This window comes from Thioalkalivibrio sp. AKL6 (assembly GCF_000376905.1).
Lineage (GTDB): Bacteria > Pseudomonadota > Gammaproteobacteria > Ectothiorhodospirales > Ectothiorhodospiraceae > Thioalkalivibrio > Thioalkalivibrio versutus.
On the sequence record NZ_AQXS01000011.1, the window covers coordinates 415301 to 438641 of the forward strand.

General features: G+C 67.4%; 22 protein-coding genes and 1 tRNA gene. 15 read left to right on the forward strand and 8 right to left on the reverse strand.

From position 1 onward, the window contains the following. Positions 1 to 20: 20 nt before the first annotated feature. The 4 genes from proB to rplU all read right to left on the reverse strand — a co-directional run bounded on the left by proB (position 21) and on the right by rplU (position 2913). Positions 21 to 1154 carry a glutamate 5-kinase gene (proB, locus tag D575_RS0112710; RefSeq protein WP_018146300.1) on the reverse strand — a complete coding sequence of 378 codons (1134 nt, stop codon included), beginning with the start codon at positions 1152 to 1154 and terminating at the stop codon, positions 21 to 23. After that, entirely contained in the window at positions 1151 to 2233 is a 1083-nt protein-coding gene (gene cgtA / locus D575_RS0112715) for an Obg family GTPase CgtA (protein ID WP_018146301.1), read from the reverse strand. Before cgtA ends, proB begins: the two co-directional genes overlap by 4 nt. A gap of 78 nt (positions 2234 to 2311) precedes the next feature. Beyond that, a complete protein-coding gene (gene rpmA, locus D575_RS0112720; RefSeq protein WP_017941884.1) occupies positions 2312 to 2572 on the reverse strand; it encodes a 50S ribosomal protein L27 in 261 nt (86 codons plus the stop codon). A 29-nt stretch (positions 2573 to 2601) separates the two neighbouring features. After that, positions 2602 to 2913 carry a 50S ribosomal protein L21 gene (gene rplU / locus D575_RS0112725; protein ID WP_018146302.1) on the reverse strand — a complete coding sequence of 104 codons (312 nt, stop codon included), beginning with the start codon at positions 2911 to 2913 and terminating at the stop codon, positions 2602 to 2604. 309 nt (positions 2914 to 3222) lie between these two features. Here rplU and ispB point away from each other — a divergent pair, with 309 nt between their 5' ends. The 7 genes from ispB to D575_RS0112760 all read left to right on the forward strand — a co-directional run bounded on the left by ispB (position 3223) and on the right by D575_RS0112760 (position 9451). Beyond that, entirely contained in the window at positions 3223 to 4191 is a 969-nt protein-coding gene (gene ispB / locus D575_RS0112730; protein ID WP_018146303.1) for an octaprenyl diphosphate synthase, read from the forward strand. Between the two features lie 107 nt (positions 4192 to 4298). Further along, a tRNA-Pro gene (locus D575_RS0112735) sits at positions 4299 to 4375 on the forward strand. Positions 4376 to 4476: 101 nt separating this feature from the next. Beyond that, the gene (gene gmk, locus D575_RS0112740) at positions 4477 to 5127 is read left to right on the forward strand and encodes a guanylate kinase (RefSeq protein WP_018146304.1); all 651 of its coding nucleotides are present in this window, start codon (positions 4477 to 4479) and stop codon (positions 5125 to 5127) included. A gap of 37 nt (positions 5128 to 5164) precedes the next feature. Continuing rightward, a complete protein-coding gene (gene rpoZ / locus D575_RS0112745; RefSeq protein WP_018146305.1) occupies positions 5165 to 5440 on the forward strand; it encodes a DNA-directed RNA polymerase subunit omega in 276 nt (91 codons plus the stop codon). A 12-nt stretch (positions 5441 to 5452) separates the two neighbouring features. Then, positions 5453 to 7633, forward strand: a complete 2181-nt coding sequence (gene spoT, locus D575_RS0112750) for a bifunctional GTP diphosphokinase/guanosine-3',5'-bis pyrophosphate 3'-pyrophosphohydrolase (protein ID WP_018146306.1) — start codon at positions 5453 to 5455, stop codon at positions 7631 to 7633. Between the two features lie 78 nt (positions 7634 to 7711). Then, entirely contained in the window at positions 7712 to 8788 is a 1077-nt protein-coding gene (locus D575_RS0112755; protein WP_018146307.1) for an SO_0444 family Cu/Zn efflux transporter, read from the forward strand. After that, complete coding sequence (locus D575_RS0112760) at positions 8789 to 9451, forward strand: class I SAM-dependent methyltransferase (protein WP_018146308.1); 663 nt, start codon at positions 8789 to 8791, stop codon at positions 9449 to 9451. Positions 9452 to 9535: 84 nt separating this feature from the next. Here the strand turns inward: D575_RS0112760 and D575_RS0112765 are convergent, their stop codons facing one another. Further along, positions 9536 to 9796, reverse strand: coding sequence for a hypothetical protein (locus D575_RS0112765; RefSeq protein ID WP_018146309.1), 261 nt, complete (start codon positions 9794 to 9796; stop codon positions 9536 to 9538). Between the two features lie 281 nt (positions 9797 to 10077). Between D575_RS0112765 and D575_RS0112770 the strand changes: the two genes are divergently transcribed. The 3 genes from D575_RS0112770 (at position 10078) to D575_RS0112780 (ending at position 13411) form a co-directional block, all read left to right on the forward strand. Further along, positions 10078 to 10617, forward strand: a complete 540-nt coding sequence (locus D575_RS0112770; RefSeq protein ID WP_018146310.1) for a hypothetical protein — start codon at positions 10078 to 10080, stop codon at positions 10615 to 10617. Next, positions 10617 to 11141: a cytochrome c gene (locus D575_RS0112775; RefSeq protein WP_018146311.1), complete on the forward strand. Its 525-nt coding sequence runs from the start codon at positions 10617 to 10619 to the stop codon at positions 11139 to 11141. The genes D575_RS0112770 and D575_RS0112775 overlap by 1 nt, the downstream gene beginning before the upstream one ends. Positions 11142 to 11335: 194 nt before the next feature. Beyond that, on the forward strand, positions 11336 to 13411 hold the full coding sequence (locus D575_RS0112780) for a bifunctional diguanylate cyclase/phosphodiesterase (protein ID WP_018146312.1): 2076 nt from the start codon (positions 11336 to 11338) through the stop codon (positions 13409 to 13411). Between the two features lie 44 nt (positions 13412 to 13455). Here the strand turns inward: D575_RS0112780 and D575_RS0112785 are convergent, their stop codons facing one another. Continuing rightward, the gene (locus D575_RS0112785) at positions 13456 to 16215 is read right to left on the reverse strand and encodes a cation-transporting P-type ATPase (protein WP_018146313.1); all 2760 of its coding nucleotides are present in this window, start codon (positions 16213 to 16215) and stop codon (positions 13456 to 13458) included. A 121-nt stretch (positions 16216 to 16336) separates the two neighbouring features. Next, entirely contained in the window at positions 16337 to 16879 is a 543-nt protein-coding gene (locus D575_RS0112790) for an outer membrane beta-barrel protein (RefSeq protein ID WP_018146314.1), read from the reverse strand. Between the two features lie 294 nt (positions 16880 to 17173). Between D575_RS0112790 and D575_RS0112795 the strand changes: the two genes are divergently transcribed. Beyond that, on the forward strand, positions 17174 to 17494 hold the full coding sequence (locus tag D575_RS0112795) for a high-potential iron-sulfur protein (protein WP_018146315.1): 321 nt from the start codon (positions 17174 to 17176) through the stop codon (positions 17492 to 17494). Positions 17495 to 17731: 237 nt separating this feature from the next. Then, positions 17732 to 20962, forward strand: a complete 3231-nt coding sequence (locus tag D575_RS0112800; RefSeq protein WP_018146316.1) for an EAL domain-containing protein — start codon at positions 17732 to 17734, stop codon at positions 20960 to 20962. Positions 20963 to 20989: 27 nt separating this feature from the next. Here D575_RS0112800 and D575_RS0112805 read toward each other — a convergent pair whose 3' ends face one another. Beyond that, positions 20990 to 21715, reverse strand: coding sequence for a hypothetical protein (locus tag D575_RS0112805; RefSeq protein ID WP_018146317.1), 726 nt, complete (start codon positions 21713 to 21715; stop codon positions 20990 to 20992). Between the two features lie 65 nt (positions 21716 to 21780). On the opposite strand from D575_RS0112805, the gene D575_RS0112810 reads away from it, so the two are divergent. Genes D575_RS0112810 through D575_RS13700 form a run of 3 tightly spaced genes read left to right on the forward strand, consistent with a single transcriptional unit; the run spans position 21781 to position 23296 of the window. Next, the gene (locus tag D575_RS0112810) at positions 21781 to 22422 is read left to right on the forward strand and encodes a TetR/AcrR family transcriptional regulator (RefSeq protein WP_018146318.1); all 642 of its coding nucleotides are present in this window, start codon (positions 21781 to 21783) and stop codon (positions 22420 to 22422) included. Then, positions 22412 to 22972: a carboxymuconolactone decarboxylase family protein gene (locus D575_RS0112815; RefSeq protein ID WP_018146319.1), complete on the forward strand. Its 561-nt coding sequence runs from the start codon at positions 22412 to 22414 to the stop codon at positions 22970 to 22972. The genes D575_RS0112810 and D575_RS0112815 overlap by 11 nt, the downstream gene beginning before the upstream one ends. 36 nt (positions 22973 to 23008) lie before the next feature. Beyond that, positions 23009 to 23296: a DsrE family protein gene (locus tag D575_RS13700; protein ID WP_018146320.1), complete on the forward strand. Its 288-nt coding sequence runs from the start codon at positions 23009 to 23011 to the stop codon at positions 23294 to 23296. The last annotated feature ends 45 nt before the right edge of the window (positions 23297 to 23341 follow it).

Genomic DNA, 23341 nt, shown 5'->3' on the forward strand with positions numbered 1-23341 from the left:
ACAGCAGCATCCAGCGTCGGTCAGGAGAGCAGGACGAGATTGTCCCGATGGATCAGCTCCGGCTCGAGCAGGTAGCCGAGCTCGGCCTCGATGCGATCGGCACGCTGGCCGCGGATACGCTGAATCTCGCTGGCCGCGTAGTTCGTGAGCCCCCGCGCCACGGCGATCCCGTCCGGATCCACGCAGGTCACAACCTCGCCGCGGCGAAAATCCCCTTCGACGCTGACCACACCCACCGGTAGCAGGCTGCTGCCCGATTCGCGCAGCACGCGTGCGGCCCCGGCGTCCAGCTGCAACTGCCCGCGCGAGTGCAGCTGGTCCGCCAGCCAGCGCTTGCGCGCCGCCAGCGGTTCGCGGTCCGGCTTTAGCCAGGTGCCCAGTGCTTCGCCCTTCAGTACCCGCCCCATCACCTGCGCCTCGCGCCCGGAGGCAATCACGGTATGCGTGCCGGAACGTGCCGCGCGTTCGGCAGCCAGCAGCTTGGTGGCCATGCCACCCCGGCCCAGGCGACCGAAATCGGCTGCCACATAGCGGTGAAGCCCGGTATCCGAGGCCCGGCCCTCCTGGATCAAGCGGGCATCCGCATGCTTGCGCGGATCGCGATCGAACAGGCCATCCTGGTCGGTCAGGATCAGCAGCAGGTCGGCCACCACCAGGTTGGCCACCAGCGCGGCCAGGGTATCGTTGTCGCCGAGCCGGATCTCCTCGTAGGCCACGGTGTCGTTCTCGTTGACTACCGGGATCGTCCCCATCTCGAGCAGGGCCAGCATGGTGCTGCGGGCATTCAGGTAGCGCGAGCGGTCGGCCAGGTCATCGTGGGTCAGCAGGACCTGCGCCGCATGCAGATCGTGGCTGGCGAATTCGCGCTCGTAGGCCTGAACCAGGCCCATCTGCCCGACCGCGGCGGCAGCCTGCACGTGGTGCAACTGGTGCGGGCGCTCGGTCATGCCCAGCCGGCGCATGCCTTCGGCCACCGCCCCACTGGAGACCAGGATCACCTCCAGCCCGCGCCGGCGCAGCGCCGCGATCTGGTGCGCCCAGGACTCCAGCGCCGGGCGGTCCAGCCCGGCACCATCGGCGGTGATCAGCGCGCTGCCAATCTTGACGACGACCCGGCGAATGGCGGGGAGCGCCCGTGTGGCAGACGCTGTCACGCGGGGTCCTCCGGCTTGTCCTCCGGCGTCCCCATCGCACCCCGCCGATCGGCCTCGGCCGCCGCCTGCGCGGCCTCCTCGACATGGCGCATCACCGCCTGCAGCAGGGCGTCCACGCCCTCGCCGGTCGCCGCGGAGATGGTAAACACCGGATGCGCCTCGCCCTGGTCCGCACGCACGCGCTCGCCCAGCGCCGCAAGCTCCTCGGCATCCAGCAGTTCCTTCTTGTTCAGCACAATCCAGCGCGGGAGGGCCGCCAGCTTGTCGCTGTGGTGTTCCAGTTCGGTGATCGCGGTGCGCAGGTCCACCAGCGGATCGGCCTCCGGGTCCGGCGGGGACACGTCCACCACGTGCAGCAGCAAGCGGGTGCGGGCCAGATGCTTGAGGAAACGTGTACCCAGACCCGCTCCCTCGGCCGCGCCTTCGATCAACCCGGGGATGTCGGCGATCACGAAGCTCTGGTTGACCCCGATGCGCACCACGCCCAGTTGCGGGATCAGGGTGGTGAACGGGTAGTCGGCGATCTTCGGGCGCGCGGCCGAGGCCCGCGCCAGCAGCGTGGACTTGCCGGCATTCGGCAGGCCCAGCAAACCGACGTCGGCCAGCACCATCAGCTCCAGCGACAGCTTGCGCAGGTCGCCCGGGGTGCCCGGCTTGCTCTGACGGGGCGCCTGGTTGGTGGAGGACTTGTACCGGGTATTGCCGAGCCCGTGGAAACCACCCTGAGCGACCAGCAGACGCTGACCCTCGTGGGTCACATCACCCAGGATCTCGTCGGTCTCGGCATCGCGCACCTGAGTGCCGATCGGCACTGCGATCTCCAGATCCTCGCCGGAAGACCCCGTACGATTGCGCCCCTTGCCGTTCTCGCCACGCTCGGCATCAAACCGGCGCTGGTAGCGAAAATCGGCCAGGGTGTTAAGGCCTTCGTCGCCCACCAGCCATACGGAGCCGCCATCTCCGCCGTCACCCCCGTCGGGCCCGCCAAAGGGGATGTATTTCTCGCGGCGGAAGCTGACACAGCCATTCCCGCCGTCGCCGGCCTTTACGGTAATGGTGGCCTCGTCGATGAACTTCATTGCTTGCTTCCCGAAGTACAGAACAAAAAAAGCCCCGTCGAACGGGGCTTTTCGCGAACGCTTCGCTGTCCGGCCGGCTTACTGCTGCGGCTGGATGCTCACGAAACGACGGTTGTGCGGACCGCCCACCTTGAAGACGACCTGGCCGTCAACCTTGGCGAACAGCGTATGGTCCTTGCCACAACCCACGCCCTCGCCGGGATGATACTGCGTCCCGCGCTGACGAACGAGGATGTTGCCGGCGCGCACGACCTGACCGCCAAAGCGCTTCACGCCCAGGCGTTTGCTCTCGGAATCGCGCCCGTTGCGGGTACTGCCGCCTGCCTTTTTATGTGCCATGGTTCAGCTCTCCTGAATGCCTGCGGCGATCAGCCGGCGATGCCGGTGATGCGCACGGTGGTGTAATGCTGGCGGTGTCCCATCTGCTTCTGGGAGTGCTTGCGCCGCCGGAATTTCATGATGTGGATCTTCTTGGCGCGGCCATGGTCTTCGACCTTGGCGGTGACCTTGCCACCGTCCACCAGCGGGGCCCCGACGCGGACATCGTCACCCGCACCGACCATCAGCACCTGGTCGAACTCGACCTCGGAACCGGCCTCGGCCTCGAGCTTCTCGATGCGAATCACGTCGCCTTCGGCGACGCGGTACTGTTTACCACCTGTTGCGATGATCGCGTACATTTCCCTGGGACTCCGTTGCGATACCTTGTGTGGACCAGCTGACTGGGAGCTGGTCTCGCGAAAGGGCGGAAATGCTAGCAGCGCTTCTCGCTCGGGTCAATGCCGGAAGCGGCCAGGCCGCGGGAACGCTCTTGGACGGGTACACGCGGACACCCCGTTTTTTCGATCCGGGGCGCGCGGCAACAGCCCTTGGCCCACCCTGCCCGCAAACCGCTCCGACGCGCGCCCGAACTTGTACATTAGGCAGCGTTTCCCTAGCATGCCTTCGCCCCTCACGACCACCTCACATGAGCCTGCTTGCCTACCCCCATGCCCATTGAAGCAATCCGAGAACTGGCGGCCGACGACATGCAGGCCGTCGACCAGTGCATCCGCGAGCGCCTTAGCTCGCCGGTGGTGCTGATCAACCAGCTCGGACACTACATCATCCATTCGGGCGGCAAGCGCCTGCGACCGCTGCTGGCCACCCTGTCAGCGCGGGCCTGCCATGTGCAGGGCCAGGATCCGGTGACCCTGGCGGCGGTGGTGGAGTTCATCCATACCGCGACCCTGCTGCACGACGATGTGGTGGATGCCTCCGAACTGCGCCGCGGCAACGAGACCGCCAACCACATCTTCGGCAACGAGGCCGCCGTCCTGGTCGGCGACTTCCTCTACTCGCGCGCGTTCGAGATGATGGTCGAAGTCGGATCCATGCGGGTCATGGAGATCCTCTCCCACGCGACCAACGTGATCGCCGAGGGCGAGGTAATGCAGCTGATGAACTGCCACGACGCCGACGTCGACGAGCAGCGCTACATGCACGTGATCCAGTCGAAGACCGCCAAGCTGTTCGAGGCCGCCTGCCAGCTGGGCGCCATCCTGGGCGAACGCCCGGAACACGACGAGCAGGCGCTGGCCCGCTACGGCATGCACCTGGGCACCGCCTTCCAGCTGATCGACGACGTCCTGGACTACTCCTCCGATGACGAGGTGACCGGCAAGCGCATGGGCGACGACCTCGCCGAGGGCAAGCCCACGCTGCCGCTAATCCATGCGCTGCGCGTGGGCTCCCTCGATCAGCAGGCCGTCGTGCGCCGGGCGATCGAAGAAGGCGGCCGCGATCAGGTCGACGCCGTGCTGCAGGCCGTACACGGAACCGACGGCCTGGCCTACACCCGCTCTCGCGCCGAGGCCGAAACCGACGCCGCGATCGAGGCAATCTCCACGTTGCCCGATTCGCCCCATCGTCAGGCCCTGATCGATCTCGCCCGTTTCGCCGTCGGGCGCGACCACTGACGCGGCGCGACCCACGCCGCATGGCGGGTCGACCGTTACCGATAGGATTTTCAGCGCCCGGGGCATGGACACGCCCCGGGAGGCTCGGCATAATAGCGGGCTCGGTTCGGAGTGTAGCTCAGCTTGGTAGAGCACTGCCTTCGGGAGGCAGGGGTCGAAGGTTCGAATCCTTTCACTCCGACCAACCTTCTTCTTGACCCTGGTCTTCCGGCCTGTGGCCCGATTCAAGCGGCCCATCCGGAAGCGGCCAGATCCCGATCACGTTCAGGCCCTGCGGACACGTCCATGACCGCCAATACCCCGGCCGTTCGCGGCACCCTCTATATCGTTTCCGCGCCCTCGGGTGCCGGCAAGACCAGCCTGGTCGCCGCCCTGCTTGAATCGGTGACGGCGGTGGAGGTCTCGGTTTCGCATACCACACGGACGCCGCGCGCCAGCGAGGTCGACGGACAGCACTACCACTTCGTCAGCGCCGAGACCTTCCTCGGGATGATCGAGGACGGCCAGCTGCTGGAACACGCCAAGGTGTTCGACAACTTCTACGGCACCGCGCTCGCCAGTGTCGACGAACGCCTGGACGCCGGCGTGGACGTGATCCTGGAGATCGACTGGCAGGGTGCGCGCCAGGTGCGCGCCGCCGTGCCGGATGCGCATTCCATCTTCATCCTGCCGCCCTCGCGCGACGAGCTGGAACGCCGCCTGCGCGGCCGCGGGCAGGACGAGGAAGACGTGATCCAGCGCCGTCTGCGGGATGCCGAATCCGACTGCACGCATTTCCGCGAGTACGACTACACCGTGGTCAATGCCGACTTCGACCAGGCCGTGCGCGATCTGGCCTGTATCTTCCGCGCCAACCGCCTGCGCACCGTGGAACAGGAGATCCGATCCGCATCCACGATCGGGAATCTGTTGGCGGGCGCGCATGGGTCGGCGTAACATGCAAGTTTCAAGAATTTACTGACCGGAGTATCCGATGGCACGCGTCACCGTCGAGGACTGCCTCGAAAATGTCGAAAACCGTTTCCAGCTGGTGCTGATGGCTGCCCGCCGGGCCCGCCACATTGCCCACGGGAAGGAAGCCCGCGTACCCGAGGACAACGACAAGCCCACGGTCATCGCCCTGCGCGAAATCGCCGCCGGCGTGGTCGGTATCGAGGTGTTCGACGAACACGACGAACGGCCCCAGAACCAGATGCTGGACTTCAGCACCATCCGTCATCTGGAACAGCTGGAAGCCGACGAGCGCTAGGAGATTTTCTGAATGGCCGCTGGGCAGCCAGCTTCGCCCGGGGCCCCCTCCTCGGTACCGGGCGACTCGACCCGATTCCTGATCAGCGATTTATGTTCCGAGCTCGAGTCCTACCTCGAGCCGGAAGAGGTCGAGGAGGTCTATCGCGCCTATCTCCTGGGCGCGGAATCGCACGAGGGCCAGACCCGCAAGACCGGGGAGCCCTACATCTATCACCCGCTCGCCGTGGCTCGCACCATGGCCGAGATGCGGATGGACCACCAGGCGATCAGCGCCGCCATCCTGCATGACGTGATGGAGGACACCGCCACCAGCAAGGACCGTATCCGCGCCGAGTTCGGCGAGGAGGTCGCAGAGCTGGTGGACGGCGTGTCCAAGCTGACGCACCTGCAGTTCCAGTCGAAGGCCGAGGCGCAGGCGGAAAACTTCCGCAAGATGATGCTGGCGATCACCCGCGACATCCGGGTGATTCTGATCAAGCTGGCCGACCGCCTGCACAACATGCGCACCCTCGGTGTGATGCGCCCGGACAAGCGCCGCCGCATCGCCAAGGAAACCCTCGAGATCTATGCCCCGATCGCACAGCGCCTGGGCATGAATGCCATGCGCCGCGAGCTGGAGGAACTCGGTTTCTCGGCCAAGCACCCCTGGCGCGCCGCGGTACTGGAACGCGCAGTACACCGGGCCGGCGGCAACCGCCGCGAGCCGATGAAGAACATCGAACAGGCGATCTGCTCGCGCATGGAGGCTTCCGGGATCATCGGGCGCATCTCCGGGCGCGAGAAGAGCCTGTACAGCATCTACCGCAAGATGCGCGACAAGCACCACTCGTTCGAAGACGTGTTCGACGTCTTTGCCATCCGCATCATCGTCGACGACGTGGACACCTGCTACCGCTCCCTCGGCGTGGTGCACAACCTCTACAAGCCGGTGCCGGGACGCTTCAAGGACTACATCGCGATCCCCAAGTCCAACGGCTACCAGTCGCTGCACACCATCCTGTTCGGCCCGCAGGGCGCCCCGATCGAGGTGCAAGTCCGCTCCACCGAGATGGATCGCGTGGCCGAGAGCGGGATCGCCGCACACTGGCAGTACAAGGCCGGCAGCGAATCCAGTCGCACGGCCCAGAGCCGGGCACGTGAATGGCTGAAGGATGTCCTCGAGATCCAGAACAGCGTCGGCAACTCCATCGAGTTCCTGGAGAACGTCAAGGTCGACCTGTTCCCCGACGAGGTCTACACCTTCACCCCCGAGGGCGACATCCTCGTGCTCCCGCGCGACGCCACCCCGATCGACTTCGCCTACGCCGTGCACTCGGACGTCGGCAACCGCTGCGTGGCCGCCAAGATCGATCGCCAGCTCGCCCCGCTGTCGGTACGCCTGCAAAGCGGCCAGACGGTGGAGATCGTCACCTCGCCCGGCGCCCGCCCCAACCCGGCCTGGCTGTCCTTCGTGGTCACCGGCAAGGCGCGCACCGGCATCCGCCACTGCCTCAAGTCCATGCAGTCCGAGGAGGCCCGCACCCTCGGCGAGCGCATGCTGGAAAAGGCGCTGGAATCCATGGATACCAGCCTGCCCCGCATCTCGCCGGCCCGCCTGGACCAGATGCTGGACGCGATGCAGCTGGAAGACCTGGACGCGCTGTTGATCGATATCGGCCTGGGCAATCGCATGGCCTCGCTGGTGGCCCGCCAGATGGTCGGCAAGGAAAGCCCCGACCCGACCGCCACAGAGCCCGCCACTACGACCACGCTCGCGGTCAACGGCACCGAAGGGCTGGTGCTGAATTACGCCCGTTGCTGCCACCCGATCCCGGGCGACCCGATCATTGGCCAGTTGAGCGCCGGGCGCGGCCTGGTGGTCCACCGCGAGAACTGCCGCAACGTCCTGCACGAGAGCCGCGACCGGTCCGACCGCACCATCGCGCTGGAGTGGTCGCATGAGCCCCAGCTGCAATTCACCGCCGCCGTACGCACCCGCACCGCCAACCGCCGCGGGGCGCTGGCCGACATGGCCGCGGTCATCGCGGATCACGGCTCCAACATCGAGCACATCTCGTTCAACGAGCAGGACGGCCACTCCACCGCGATGACCTTCCTGCTGACCGTACGTGACCGCCAGCACCTGGCCCAGATCATGCGCGGCCTGCGGCGGCTGTCCGACGTCCTGCGCATCTCGCGCCAGCGCGGCTGACACGCAACGCCGCCGCTGATCCGCCACCCGGCGGGCGGGCTTCTTGCAGGCGCCCCGTGCGCAACGGAAGATCGAGGCATGATCGCCGACATCCTCAACGAAACACTAAGCGTCGCGCTCACCGCGGCGCCCTGGTTGTTGCTGGGTCTGCTGGCCGCCGGCGCGGTCAAGGCCCTGATCCCGGAGGCCGCCCTGCAACGCTGGCTCGGCGGCGCCGGCCTGGCGGCCACGGCGCGCGCCGCCGTCGTCGGGGCCCCGTTGCCGCTTTGTTCCTGCGGGGCCATCCCCACCGCCCTGGCCCTGCATCGCGGCGGTGCCGGACGCGGGCCCACCACCGCCTTCCTGATCGGAACGCCGGGTGTTGGCGTGGACTCGCTGGCCATCAGCTACGCCCTGCTGGGCCCGGTAATGGCCGTGGCCCGCGCCCTTGGCGCCATCGTCACGGCCATCACGACAGGTTTACTGGTGGGGCGCACGCGCGCCGCGACGGACCACCCGGAGGCGACCGGGGCCGAACCCGACACCTGCGGCGGATGTTGCGCGAACGACACGGACTGCGCCACGCCCGAAGCCCCAAAACGCCTCTCCGCACGGCTCCGCAGCGGACTGCACTACGCCTTCCACGACGTCCTCGACGATATCCGCCTGTGGCTGGTGATCGGCCTGCTGGTCGCCGGCGCCCTGCTCGCCCTGGTCCCGCCGGCCACTCTGGCCGCCTGGGGCTCGGGCCTGCCGGCGATGCTGGTGATGGCCGTCATCGGCATCCCGATGTACCTCTGCGCGACCGCCGCCACACCCATCGCCGTGGGTCTGATCGCGGCCGGCGTTTCGCCCGGCACCGTGCTGGTGTTCCTGCTGGCCGCGCCGATCACCAGCCTGGCGACGCTGGGCGTGTTCCGCCGCGAACTCGGCACCCCGGCGCTAGTGCTCTACCTGGCCGGAATCGCGGCCACCACCATCGCGCTGGGGTTCGCCCTGGACGCCGGACTGGCCCGCACCGGGGTCGACGTCGCCACCCAGATGGGCGCCACCGGCGAGTTGCTGCCCGCCTGGCTCGAGTGGAGCACCCTGGTCATCCTGATCGTCCTGGCCACACCGGTCCTGCGCCGGTGGCTGGACCGCCTGATCCCTCACCCACAGCCGCGGAGCGCGTGAATGTCCAATCGTTCCATCGGACTCGATGAACCGCTGTACCGCTACCTCCTGGAGCACTCGCTGCGCGAGTCCGAGGTACTGGCGCAGCTGCGCGCCGAAACGGCCGGCCTGCCGGAGGCGAACATGCAGATCGCCCCGGAGCAGGGACAGTTCATGGCGCTGCTGGCGAAGCTCATGGGCGCACAGCGCTATCTGGAGATCGGCACCTTCACCGGCTACAGCGCGCTGGCCATCGCCCTCGTCCTGCCAGAGGACGGCGAGGTCGTCACCCTGGACAAGAGCGCGGACTGGACCGCCACGGCCCGGCGCTACTGGGAGCGCGCCGGGGTCGCCGGACGCATCCGGCTCGAGCTGGGCGAGGCGCGCAACACGCTGCAGGCGCTGGAGGCCGCCGGCGAGACCGGTCGCTTCGATCTGGCCTTCATCGATGCCGACAAGACCGGCTACCCCGACTATTTCGAACACTGCCTGCGCCTGGTACGCCCCGGCGGCCTGATCCTGATCGACAACACCCTGTGGCACGGTACCGTCGCCGACCCGGACGACCAGCGCGACGACACCCGCGCGATCCGCGCCTTCAACGACGCCCTGCATCCCGACGAGCGCATCGACCTCTCGCTGGCCCCCATCGGCGACGGCCTGACCCTGGCCCGCCGCCGCTGAAGCAGAGGCTGCCCTGGATTCAGCACAAAGCCTCCGGAGCGCATCGAGAAGGACCAGGTCAAGGGCGAATCCTCCACGAAGCCTTTACAGGCAAAGGCCGCTGTCGCCAAGGCCACGGCGGCATATGGCACGGCGCTCCACTGACTGCACCACCCAGCCCGCCTCGACCTCGTCCAGCTCCAGGCGGAATTCGTAGGCGCTGACGGCATCGTCGCGCAACCCGGTCAGGCGGACCTCGGCGCGCTCCGGACGCGGCTGGTCGATCTCCAGCCCGGCGTAGTCAACCGCCAGTCCAGAATGCCAGGGGCTGGCCGCCAGCCACGCCATCACCGCGGCACCGGGCATCACCGTGGGCGCCTGCGAAGGCACCGCCTGCGCCTCGAAGGCGGTAGGCGCCGACTCCCAGCCGTCCGGCGCAGTGCCCGCTTTCGGGGCCGAAGCGGACGTGGCACAGCCCGCCAGCAGTACCGTCAGACACCCCCATGCAACCCGCCATCCCCATCGCATCCCGTGGTTCCTCTCGCAAAAATTTCCTTGCGCTCGAACATACCGGACCACCAAACGTCCTACCATGGCAGAAAGACCAGATCAGTCCGCCGCCCTGCGCGGACCGGGAGGAAGACACCATGAAACTGTTCAAGCTGCGCCACATCCTGATGACGAGCCTTTGCGCCCTGTTGCTGGCCGCAAGCCCGCTCCACTCCGACGAGCATGCGCCCGCCGCAGAGGACGACACCACCGCCAGCGAGATGGAAGAACTGCGCGAATCCTGGGCCGAGACCCGCGAGGAGATCCAGGAAGAAAGCACCGAGGCCGGTGAGGCCACCCGCTCGCGCACCCGCGAGACCCTGGACGCGATGGACCGCGAACTCGGCCGCCTGGGCGACAACCTCCGCGAGGGCTGGGATGACCTGAGCGACGCGACTCGCGAGCGCCGCGAACGCGCCTACGACGGACTGGTAGAGGAACGTGACCGCCTGGCCGAATGGTCGAGCGAGATGCGCGAGCGCTCCTCCGGCGCCTGGGGCGGTATTCGCGACGGGGCAAAGGACGCCTGGGGCGGCGTGCGCGACGGCTCGCGCAAGGCCTGGGGCTCGGTGCGTGACGCCTTCCGCGGCGACGACGAACCGGCCGGGAATGCGGGCGAGCCGGACGTTCAGGACTGATGCGGCGACACCCATCGCTCACCCCCTGGATCGGCAGCGCGGCGCTGATCCTCGCATCCGCCAGCCTGACCGGTTGCGACGGGTTCGGCGGCGCGTCCGGGACCCCCGACCACCTGGAGCGCACCACCGATCCGGAGGTCCTCCAGCGCGGTGAGCGCCTCTACCAGCAGCACTGCGTCGCCTGCCACGGGGCGCAGCGCGAGGGCGCCGAGGACTGGCGCCAGCGCAACCCCGACGGCACCCTGCCCCCGCCGCCGCTGGATGGCAGCGCCCATACCTGGCACCACCCGTACTGGCAACTGAAGGACATGATCCGTTTTGGCGCCGAGGCGCGTGGCGGCGCCATGCCCAGCTTCGAAGACACGCTCTCGGAGGCGGATGTCGAGGCGATCATCGCCTGGCTGCAGTCGCACTGGCCGGACGAGATCTTCGAGGCCTGGACACGCTACGACCGCAACCACCCCACCCAGGCCGACTGGGAAGAGGCCATGGGCGAACCCTGGGTGACCCACCCCGACGGCTAACCCGACGCCGAGCCATACGCACACCGCCGCGCAGCCCCGATACAATGCACACGGAATGAGTCGGCCTGTACCGGCGTCATTCGAATGAGACGCTGCGCGGTCACCGCATGGCAGGGAATGCAGTAAAACAAGGACGGCCGGGAGGGGCCCATGCATGACGCCAAACAGCGCGCGTGTCACAACGAGCACCGGGGGTGCGCGTGAATCGACGCGCCAACGACTTCGCGGCGGTTAGCGAACAAGCCCGTCTGCAAGGCCTGGTCGAGCAGGAACGCCAGGCAAGGCGCCGCGCCGAGACCCTGGCCGAGACCCGGCTGCAGGACGTCTACGCCAAGCAGAAACAGATCGAGCTGCTCAACACCATTGCCTCGACGGCCAACCAGTCGGACTCCATCGCGCATGTTCTGCGCTCGGCCCTCGCGGCCATCGGGCAGTACCTCGACTGGCCGGTGGGGCATGCCTATCTGACCCGACACGACGAAAACAGCGACTACAGAGAGCTGAACCCCACCGGCATCTGGCACCTCGCCGCCTCCGAGCCATTCACCGAGTTCCGCGAGAACACCGACAACATGCCCTTTGCCAGTGGCCACGGGCTACCCGGCCGGGTACTGGCGCACGGCGAACCGGCATGGATCGAAGACCTGGCCGCGGACGACAATTTTCCGCGGGCACCGCAGGCCGCCGCCAGCGGCCTGCGGTCCGGATTCGCGTTCCCGGTCATGGTCGGCCAGGAGGTCGCCTGCGTCCTCGAGTTCTTTGCCACAGAGCCCACCACCACCGACCCCGACCTGCTGTGGCTGATGTGGCAGATCGGCGTGCAACTGGGCCGCGTGATCGAGCGCAACCGCCACGCAGAACACCTGCTCCACAACGCCTCCCATGACCAGCTGACCGGGCTCCCCAACCGCCGCCTGTTCCACGACCGCCTGGCCCATGCCATTGCCCGGGCCACCCGCGAACCCTTCAACCTGTTCGCCGTGCTGTTCGTGGATATCGACCGTTTCAAGGTCGTCAACGACAGCCTCGGGCACCCGGCCGGCGACGAACTGCTGGTGCGGGTCGGGCGGCGCCTGCTGAACGCCCTGCGCCAGAACGACACCGTCTCGCGGCCCAAGGGGGACGAGGCCAACCGCCCGGACGACACCCTCGCGCGCCTGGGCGGCGATGAATTCACCATCCTGCTGGAGGGCCTGCACGAGCCGGTGGACGCCCTGCGCGTGGCCGAACGTCTGCAGGCCGTGCTGCACGAGCCGTTCACCATCGCCGGGCAGGATATCTACGTCACCGTCAGCATCGGCATTGCCACCCGCCCCTACGGCCAGAGCTGCCCCGCCCGCGAGACCAACGCGGCGGACGACCCCGCGCGCCCGGCCACGCCGGACGACCTGATGCGCGAGGCAGACATGGCGATGTACCGCGCGAAGTCACTGGGCAAGGCCCGCTGCGAGTTCTGCGACCCCGGCATGCAGACCCAGGCGCTGCAAAGTCTGGCCCTCGAGACCGACCTGCGCCATGCGGTGGAGCGCGGCGACTTCATCGTCCACTTCCAGCCCATCGTGTCACTCGGCGAGGACTGCATCACCGGCTTCGAGGGCCTGGTGCGCTGGCAGCGCAACGGCGCGCTGGTCGCGCCGGACGACTTCATCCCCATCGCCGAGGACACCGGGCAAATCCACCTGATCGACATGCAGGTGCTCTACACGGCCTGCTGTCAGCTGGTGCAATGGGGGATCGACCACCCCGAGATGCCGCTGACCATCAGCACCAACCTCTCCGCCCGGCAGCTCACGCGCCCGGGACTGGTCGACGAGGTGCAGACGATTCTTGCCGGCACCGGGGTGTCGGCCTCCCAGGTGCGCCTGGAGATCACCGAGACCGCGACGCTCGGCAATCTCGACGAACTAATCGAGACCCTGCACCGGCTCAAGGCCCTGGGCATCAGCCTGGCAATGGACGACTTCGGCACCGGCTACTCGTCACTCAGCTACCTGCACCGGCTACCACTGGACATCCTCAAGATCGATCGCAGCTTCGTCTCCGGGCTGGACCACGACGAATACAGCCAGCGCCTGGTTCAGACCGTAATCCACATGGCCCGCAACCTGGGTCTGGAGGCCGTGGCCGAGGGCGTCGAAAGCCATACCCACGCCGCGACGCTGCGCGCCCTCGGCTGCACCCTGGCCCAGGGCTACTACTATTCCCCACCGGTGGACGCCGCCAACGCCACGGCCCTGCTTTCCGGCGATGCCCTGGTGGGCTGTCGGTAGAACGACCGACGGCTGCATGGACTCGGAAAAGCATGGGGCACCTGTCACACGGCCTGCGGTGCCACCCCACGCCGGCGCGCGATCACTTGACGCACCACTAGCTTCTCCAGCTCCACGATCACGAACACCGCCAGCCCGAATGCCAGGATGCGCGCCCAGTCGTCCGCACCGATGGCGGTGGTCCCGAACAGCGTGTGCATCAGCGGGACATAGGTAAACGCCAGCTGCAGCACCACCAGCACCCCGATCGCCAGCCACATCGCGCGCGAGCGGAACAGCTCCCCGCCCGGTAGCACCGGCTGGTGGATCAGCCGCAGATTCAGCAGGTAAAACGCCTGCCCGGCCACCAGAGTGTTGATCGCCACCGTGCGCGCGACTTCGTCGGCGACCCCGGCAAGACTCTCCATGTAGACAAAGTGACCGAAGGTGCCGACCCACAGCAGCAAGGCAACGAACGGGATGCGCCACAGCAGGAAGCCGGACAGCAACGGGGCATTCGGCGCGCGGGGCGGGCGCTGCATCACCCCCGGCTCGGCGCGCTCGAAGGCCAGCGCCATCGCCAGCGTCACCGACGTCACCATGTTGACCCACAGCACCTGCACCGGGGTCAGTGGCAGCGCCAGGCCCATCAGGATGGCCATCATGATGGTCAGCGACTGCCCGGCGTTGGTCGGCAGCATGTGCAGGATGGCCTTGCGGATGTTGTCGTAGACCGTGCGGCCCTCCTCGACTGCGTGGGCGATGGACGCGAAGTTGTCGTCCGCCAGCACCATCTCCGAGGCCTCCTTGGCCGCTTCGGTACCCTTCCCGCCCATGGCCACGCCCACATCCGCGCGCTTCAGCGCCGGGGCGTCGTTTACCCCATCGCCGGTCATGGCGACGATCCGTCCGCCCGTCTGCAGCGCCTTCACCAGACGCAGCTTGTGCTCCGGCGAGGTCCGCGCGAAGACATCCGTGCGCTCCGCGATCTCCGCCAGCGCGGCATCGTCCAGCGCATCCAGCTCGTGACCGGCGCGTGCCTCGGCCTCCCGCCCCAGGCCCAGCTGCTCGCCGATCGCCCGCGCAGTGGCCAGGTGGTCCCCGGTGATCATCTTCACGTCGATCCCCGCCGCGCGACAGTCAGCCACCGCGCGGATGGCCTCCTCGCGCGGCGGGTCGATAATGCCCACCAGCGCCAGCAGGGTGAAGCCACCGGCCTCGACATCGTCAAAGCGCAGCTCGCCACCGTCCGCTTCGGCCTCGCGCACCGCGACCGCCAGCAGGCGCTGGCCGCGGGCCGCCACCGCCTCCATCGCCGCGTGCCAGTGATCCGGATCCAGCGCCTCGCGGGTCTCGCCATCCACCTGCTGCTCGCTGCAAAGCTCCAGTACGCGCTCGGGCGCGCCCTTCAGGAAGATCCACGCATGCCCCTCGTGGTCGTGGTGCAGGGTGGCCATGTAGCGATGATCCGACTCGAAGGGGATCACATCGGTGCGCGGCAACCGTTCGCCCTCCAGGTGCAGGTCGAGCCCAGCCTTGCGCGCCAGGGTAATCAGCGCGCCCTCGGTCGGGTCACCCTCCATCACCCAGTCGCCATCCTTCTCGTAAAGCCGGGCGTCGTTGCACAACAGACCCGCGCGCAGCACCTCGCTCAAGAGCGGGTCGTCATCCGGGTCGATGTCCCGCTCGTCCTCGGAGAACTGACCCTGCGGCGCGTAACCCACGCCACTGACGAGGATCTCGCGGGTGGCCGTACGCAGCGTCTGGGCGGTCATCTCGTTGCGCGTGAGCGTGCCGGTCTTGTCGGAACAGATCGTGGAGACCGAACCCAGGGTCTCCACCGCCGGCAGGCGGCGGATAATGGCATTGCACCGCGCCATCTTCTGCACCCCGATGGCCAGGGCAATGGTCATGATCGCTGGCAATCCCTCGGGGATGGTGGACACCGCCAGGCTGGCCGCAGCCAGAAACATCTCGTCCAGCGGATAGCTGCGCACCCAGTAGCCGAAGGCAAAGGTGGCCAGCGCAAGCACCACGATCACCGCGGCCAGCCAGTGGCCGAACTGCTCCATCTGGCGCACCAGCGGCGTCTCCAGCCCCTCGACTTCGCCGAGCATGGTGGAGATACGCCCGATCTCGGTATGCTCACCGGACGCCACCACTACGCCCATACCGCGGCCAAAGGCGACCAGCGTGCCGGAGAAGGCCATCCCGCGGCGATCCCCCAGGTCCGCCTCCGGCTCTACCGCGGCGGCGTCCTTCTCCACCGCCACCGACTCACCCGTCAGCACGGCCTCTTCCAGGCGCAGATTCTTGGTCTCGAACAGGCGCAGGTCCGCGGGTACCCGGTCCCCGGCCTGCAGGTACACGATGTCCCCCGGGACCAGCTGCTCCGCGGGGATCTCGCGCCGCTCGCCGCCGCGCGCCACCAGCGCGCGCGGGGAGAGCATGCGGCGGATGGCGTCCAGGGCCTTCTCCGCCTTGCCCTCCTGGACGAACCCGATCAGCGTGTTGATCAGGACCACGGCCAGGATCACACCGGTATCCACCCAGTGACCCAGCAGCGCCGTCCCCAGCGCGGCTACCAGCAGGATGTAGATCAGGACATTGTGGAAATGGCGCAGGAAGCGCCGGAGAACACCCGCCCGTTCGGGCGGACGCAACTGATTGGGGCCGTAGTGCGCCAGGCGCTCCTCGGCCTGTTCTGCCGTCAGCCCCTCGCGCGAGGTCCCCCAGTGTTCGAACGCGGCATCCGCGTTCTGGCTGTGCCATGCCGGGACATCGCGATCCGCACGGGGGGACTGGGGGTCGGAAACTTCGGCCATGGGCAACCCATTCGCGTGTCAGCGTTGCCCTATCGTCCCCCGGCACCCGGGGGACGGCAAGCCCCAGGGAAACCCTGATCGGTGTATCCCTGGATGCCTGCCTGTCGCCTCGGCGAACGGATCAGAACTGCATCCCGACCTTGCCCATCACGCGCATGTTGTCGGCATCCGCGCGGCGGCCGTCGAAACGGTCGTTCTCGGTGAACTGGTAGCGCGCCTCCAGCCCCAGGAACCACTGGCGATCCAGCTGGTACTTCAGGCTGCCGCCCACCTGGGCCGCCCACAGGCCGTTCGTCTCGTCGTCCAGTTCGGCCCGCACGTAACCAATGCCCGGACCGAAGCCCAGCGACAGACGTTCGTTCGGCTCGAACATCCAGTGGCTGTTGATCTCGGCGCTGGTCATCTTCAGTGGGTCGTCGCTGTAGCGGCTCACGCTGAAGTGATGACGCAGCACCCCGGTGGCCGGCTGAAACAACTGGCAGTTGGCACCGATCTCGACCCCATAGGCCGCATCGGAACTGGCATCGGAGAGGTCCGGAGAAACCACCCCGCCCAGCAGGGCCACGCTGGGCTCCATGCCGCGCTCGACCGCGCTGGCCTGCGCGAACGGCACCAGCACCAATGCACCCAGGGCCAACATCGACATCGTCTTCTTGTGCTGCATCGCACACCTCCTGATCGACATGAATAAGCAGACGCTAATGGTAGACCAGCATGGCGTGATCTTCATCACGCGCTCACGGAACGCGTGGCCCGGAATGGAATTTTCCTCCCCGCAGTTGCATCTCTCAGCCGAAGCTCGACCCCGGAAGGGTTTTCCTGATCCCTGAAAAATTCAGGGGAACCCTCGGCGGCCGAAGACCTCGAAGGGGGTGAACCCGCCCAACCCGGAAAGGGCGAAGTTCGCTGTTCCAAGCAACAAGAAGACCCATCCACTCAGAAGCAAACGGAGGACCTCATGTCCGACCAACCGAATGCAAACCGTCGAAAGTTCCTGCGTCAGGCATCCGCGGCCGTGGCGGCCATCCCGGTGATCAGTCTGGCTGGGATGTCCACGGCCAAGGCCGACAACCCTAAGGCCGAGGACGGCCACCGCCACGACTACGTGAACAATGCAGCAGACGCTGCCGGTCACGAGGACTACTCGGAAGGCGAGAAGTGCAAGAACTGCGCCTTCTGGGGCGGCGGCGACGCCGAATGGGGCCAGTGCTTCCACGCCGACTTCCAGGGTGTTCAGGTGAACGCCTCTGGCTGGTGTGACGAGTACGTCGGGGCCTGATCCTGACACCTCTGTCCGGCCCGGGTATCCGGGCCGGACGCTGGCCTCCCGCAGCACTCCCCCGCTGCGACTTGCATCCCCGCCGCACCACCCCGCAAGCTAGACCCTCAATTCCGTAAACCGGCCTCACTCTTGCCGAACGTGGCCGAAAGGAATGTGCGTGCCTGACCACTCATCCCGGCCGTCTCGCCGCATCGCCTCCGGCGACCCACGCCCCGACTCGCGAGTCGGCCGCTGATGGACCCCTCGCCCGCCGCTTTCACCATCCTCTACCTGGTCTACGGCCTGGCGTTCTTCTCGCTGGGTGTGGTCGCCCTGATCCTGCCGCGGGGCGATGGCACGCTGCCATTTGCCCGGCATTTCTGGCTCCTGGCCCTGTTCGGTCTGGTCCATGGCACCTACGAATTCCTGCAGGCCGCAGGCCTGCACTATCCGCCCGCCCGGGACCTGTGGCTCAACGCCACCTGGCAACTGCTCTCCTATGTGCCGCTGCTGGAGTTCGGACGGCGCGCCCTGATCGCCAGCCATACGCGCATCCGCCTGGATGCCCTGTGGCTGTACCCGGTCATCGTTGCCGGGCTGCTGCTCGTCATCGGGATGGCGGAGGATCCGGGCCGCGGCCTCGCCAATGGCGGGCGCTACCTGGTCGGCGTCCCCGGCGCACTGCTCGTCGGCCTGGCCTTCTGGTTCCTGCTGCGGCGCCCCGCCCTGCGCGCCCCGCAACCCGGCGATCATGGCCGCCACTATCCGGCCGTAGCCACCCTCGCACTGGCCTTCCTCGGCTATGCCCTGCTGACCCCGTTCCCGGGGATCGTCGATCCGGGGCTTCCCGGCTGGCTGCCAACCTATGGCGACTTCCTCGAGGCGACCGGGCTGCCGGTACAGCTGTTGCGCATGTTCACGGCCCTCCTCGCCGGCATCGCATTGATGAGCCTGACCCGCACCCTGGGCACCCAGCAGGGCAACGACCTGCTGCGCATCCTCGACACCCTCAACGGCTTCGTCTATCGCTGCCGCAACAACCCGACCTGGGACGTGATCAATGCCGAGGGCGCACTCGAGGAATTCACCGGATACCGGCGCGGGGATTTTGTCGAGGGCGGCATGACGTTCGGCGACCTGGTCCATCCGGATGATCGCGAACGGGTATGGCGCGAGGTCTCGGAGGGCCTTCAGCGCTCCGGTCAGTTTCAGATCCAGTGGCGCATGATGCGGCAGGATGGGGGCGTATGCTGGGTCTTCGAGCGTGGGGCCGGCACCTACGACGACCGGGGCCGGCTTCGGTACATCCAGGGCCACGTGATCGATGCCGACGAACTGGTCACCACCAGCGAGAGCCTGCGCGCCAAGACCGACGAACTGGAGGCCTTTCGGTCCACCCTCGATCTGACCCTGGACGCGGTCTTCCTGTTCGATGTCGAGACCCTGCGCTTCATCTACGTGAACCAGGGGGCGGTGGACCAGACCGGCATCCCGCGCGAGGAACTGCTGACCCTGCACCCCTTTGATATCAAGCCGGACTTCCCGGAAGGCCGCTTTCGTCAGCTGATCGAGCCGCTGCGCCGGGGCATACGCGACCAGCTCCGCTTCGATACCAGCCACCGGCATCGCGACGGCTTCGATGTGCCGGTCGAAATCTCCCTGCAGCTGGTCGCACCCCGCGGCGAGACGGCCCGGTATGTGGCGATCTCGCACGACATCACCCAGCGCAAGCGCAACGAAGAGGCGCTGCTGCAGGCCCTGGCCGAGCTGGAGACCTCGCGCGACGAACAATCCCGCCTGCTGGAACTGACCCAGCGCGAACAGGGGCGCATGGCCGCCCTGCTCTCCGCGATGAGCATCGGCATCCTGTTCGAGGACCGCGAAGGGCGAGTGGAATACGTGAACCCGGCCTTCCGCCGGATGTGGGCCATCGACAACCAACTGGAATTGGTGGGACGGGCCTCACGCGAGGTGCTGGAGCACTCCACCCACCGCTTCGCCCGGCCGGACCACGCCTCGCGCCATGTGCTGCACGTGCTGGACACCCACGAGATCAGCGAACGCTTCGAGGTCGACCTGTACGACGGGCGCATCCTGACTCAGGTCTCCTACCCGGTGCACGATACCGACGAGCGCACCATCGGCCGCCTGTGGCTGTACGAGGACGTGACCCACGAGCGCCAGACCGCCCAGCAGCTGGTCTATCTGGCCGAGCATGATGCCCTGACCGGGCTCTACAACCGCCATCACTTCCAGAAGCACCTGGAACACATGATCCACAGCGAACGCCGCCGCAACGGCCGCTTTGCCCTGCTGTATTTCGATCTCGACGAATTCAAGACCATCAATGACACCTTCGGCCACCGCGCCGGAGACACCGTGCTGGTACGCGCCGCCGGCGAGATCGCGGCACTGGTGCGCAGCCAGGACATCTTCGCCCGCCTGGGCGGCGACGAGTTCGCGATCCTGGTCGACCGCGAATCGGATCAGGAACCGATCGAGCTGGCCGAACGCGTCGGTCGCGCGATCGCCTCGATCCCGTTCCGCTTCCGCGGCCAGAACTACCGGCTCACCGCCAGCATCGGCATCGCCCATTACCCCGAGCACGGTGACAACGTCGAAGATCTGGTGGCCCACGCGGACACCGCGATGTACCAGGCCAAGGACCTGGGCAAGAACACCTGGGCGGTATTCGACCGCAGCCGCAACACCGCCGAGCACATGCTGGAGCGGATGTCCTGGAGCCAGCGCATCGCCTCGGCCCTGGAACTGGGTCATCTGGAGCTGCACTACCAGGGGATCTACGCCATCGATGACGGCCACCTGCACCACCTGGAGGCCCTGGTGCGCATGCGCGACCCGACCAAACCCGACGAGATCGCCATGCCCGGCCAGTTCATCCCGATCGCGGAGAAGACCGGCCAGATCCTGGATATCGACCGCTGGGTGATCCGCGAGAGCATCGCCCGCCTGGCCGGCGACCCGACGATCGCCGGCATCGCGATCAACATCTCCGGGCGCAGCTTCGACGAACCCAGCCTTCCGCAGTACATCGCCCAGCAGCTGGAACAGCATGCGGTCGAACCCCGCCGGCTGATCATCGAGCTGACCGAGACCGCCGCGGTGTCCGAGATGCAGGACGCCCAGCGCTTCATCGAGGCGCTGCAGCAGACCGGCTGCACGGTGTGCCTGGACGACTTCGGCTCCGGCTTCTCCACCTTCGCCTATCTCAAGTACCTGGGCGTGCAGATCCTCAAAATCGACGGCATGTTCGTGCGCGACCTGCCCAACAACCGCGACAACCAGGCCTTCATCCGCGCGATGGTCGATGTCGCCCGCGGTCTCGACAAACGCACCGTCGCCGAGTGCGTGGAAGACGGCCCGACCCTCGCGATGCTGGCCGAACTGGGCGTGGACATGGCGCAGGGCTATCACCTGCACCGGCCATCCCTGGAGATCCCCCGCGAACGGGGTGAGCCGGACTAGACCCGGGGCTGCGTCGCGGGAGGCGCCTCAGCGCATCATCTCGACACGCTCAACGAGCTCCGCACCGCCCCCCTCGAAACGAAAGCCGACGGCATCCGTCGCGACCCGGAACTCGCCTTCCGCCTGTATCCAGCCCTGTTCCAGGACGCTCGCATCGACCCGCTCGAACAGCCGCTGCAGCGCCAACGCAGTGGCACCCCGGGCCGCGTATTCCAGGCCGTGGCGCTCCCACCCGGCACGGGCCGCATCCGCCAGTCTCCAGCCGGTCTCGACGAACCCGGCAATCCACAGCGCGCGCAGCACCCCGTCACCCCACTGCTGGCGCAACTGCGCCATCCCGGAACGCGTATCCGCGGCCGCCGCCACCGTCGCGACCAGCGATGCGGGCAACAGCTCGCGCCAGTCATCGCTCTCGAAAGCGCCTGGCATCAAATCCTCGTCGATCATCTGAACGAAGTCCGGGACCGGGTCGGAACCCGTGCGTTCCGCCAGCTGGATCAATGCCCCGGCCTCGTCGCGATAACCGGACAGGGCAAACCCGCACAAGTGATGGTCCACGATGTCGTGCACGAACACCGACGTCGGGATGCGCTCGCCGGCGAAGGGCGTCGCCGCGATCACGTCCGCGCCGCGTCCTGGCAGATCCAGCTTCCAGCCACGCACCCCAAAGCCATCCTCCCAGGATTCGGCGTAGTGCACCGGGATGGCCACGCCACCCTCGCCCCCATCCTGCATGCCCCGTTCGCGCGTCATTGGCTCCTCTCCGTTCAAGGTGTCGTCCTTGCACTTTACCGACCGGTCAACTAGGGTGCAAAGACATGGAAGCCAACACACCCAACGACACCCGCGGTGCAAGCCGCGAAGCCCTGCTGCAGGCCGCCCGCGACCTCATCGTCACGCGCAGCTACGCCTCCGTCGGCATTGCCGAGATCTGCGCGCAGGCGGGCGTGCGCAAGGGCAGTCTGTACCACTTCTTCCCCGGGAAGGAGGCGCTCACCCTGGCGATGCTGGATGCGCTCTACGCGGACTTCGAGCGCGACGTGCTGATCCCCGGGCTGTCGGGCGCCAACGGGCTCCGCGCTCGCATCGACGCGTTCGTCCATGCGATCCATGCCTTCGAGGCGCGGATGCAGACGGAATCCGGACAGCTGCCCGGCTGCCCCTTCGGCAACCTGGCGGTGGAGATGGGTACCCACAACCCGGCCCTGCGCCAGGCGATCCGGAAGCACCTGGATGCGGTCACCGCACATTTTCGCGCCGTGCTGGACGCGGCCGTACAGAACGGCGAGCTTCCGCCCGAAACCGACACCGCGGCCGCCGCCGAACAGTGGCTGGCGCTGATGGAAGGGATCCTGGTGATGGCCAAGGCCGATCAGGATCCGGCCACGATCCTGCGCCTGGGCCCCGCGCTCGGGGCGCTCCTGCTCAACCCGCCCCCGGAGGTCCACCATGAGCGATGAACACTTCCCCCTGCATGACGCCGCCAGCGCCCCCAACGCGAAGCCGGCCTTCGACCAGGCCGAACAGACCTTCGGCATGGTCCCCAACCTGATCCGCAAGATGGCCAGTGCGCCAGCCCTGGCGGAGGCCTATCTGTCCCTCAATACCCTGCTGCAGCAGACCTCCATGAGCCCGACCGAGCAGTGCACCCTGCTGCTGACGGTCAGCCGCTATCACGAATGCGACTACTGCATGGCCGCGCACAGCATGACCGGCCGCATGACCGGCGTTCCGGACGGCGTGGTCGATGCGCTGCGCGAGGACCGGCCGATCGAGGACCCGAAGCTGGAAGCGCTGCGCCAGTTCACCCGCGCCATGATCGAACAGCGTGGCTGGGTCGACGAGGCCACCCAGCAGGCCTTCCTGGACGCCGGCTACACGCATCCACAGATGCTGGAGGTGATCCTGGCGATCGGCCTGAAGACCCTGTCCAACTACACCAACCACATCGCCGGCACCCCGGTCGACGAGCCCATGGCCGGCGAGCGCTGGACGGCACCGGGCGCATAACCGCGCCGTCCCAACGTCCCCGAAGGAGAAACCAACATGAGCGAAGACACCGCCGATCTTGTTGTCATCATGATCACCGGGCCGGCCACGGAACTGCTGAAAACCGGCGTCGCCGAGAACATCCATCCCATGGAGGGCGGCAAGAGCATCGCCGACTTCATGAAGAACGCCATGGACAACGGCGTCCAGATGATGGGCTGCCGGCAATCGCTTGAGCTGAACGGAATGGATGAAGCGGATCTGGCCTACTCGGACCTCCCCTTGCTTACGCCCTCGCAGGCCTTGCCTTCGCTGGGGTCGGCCGGCAAAGTCCTGACCTGGTAATCACACGAGGGGCCGCACCGGTGGCCCCTCTCCGACCGGAGGCGT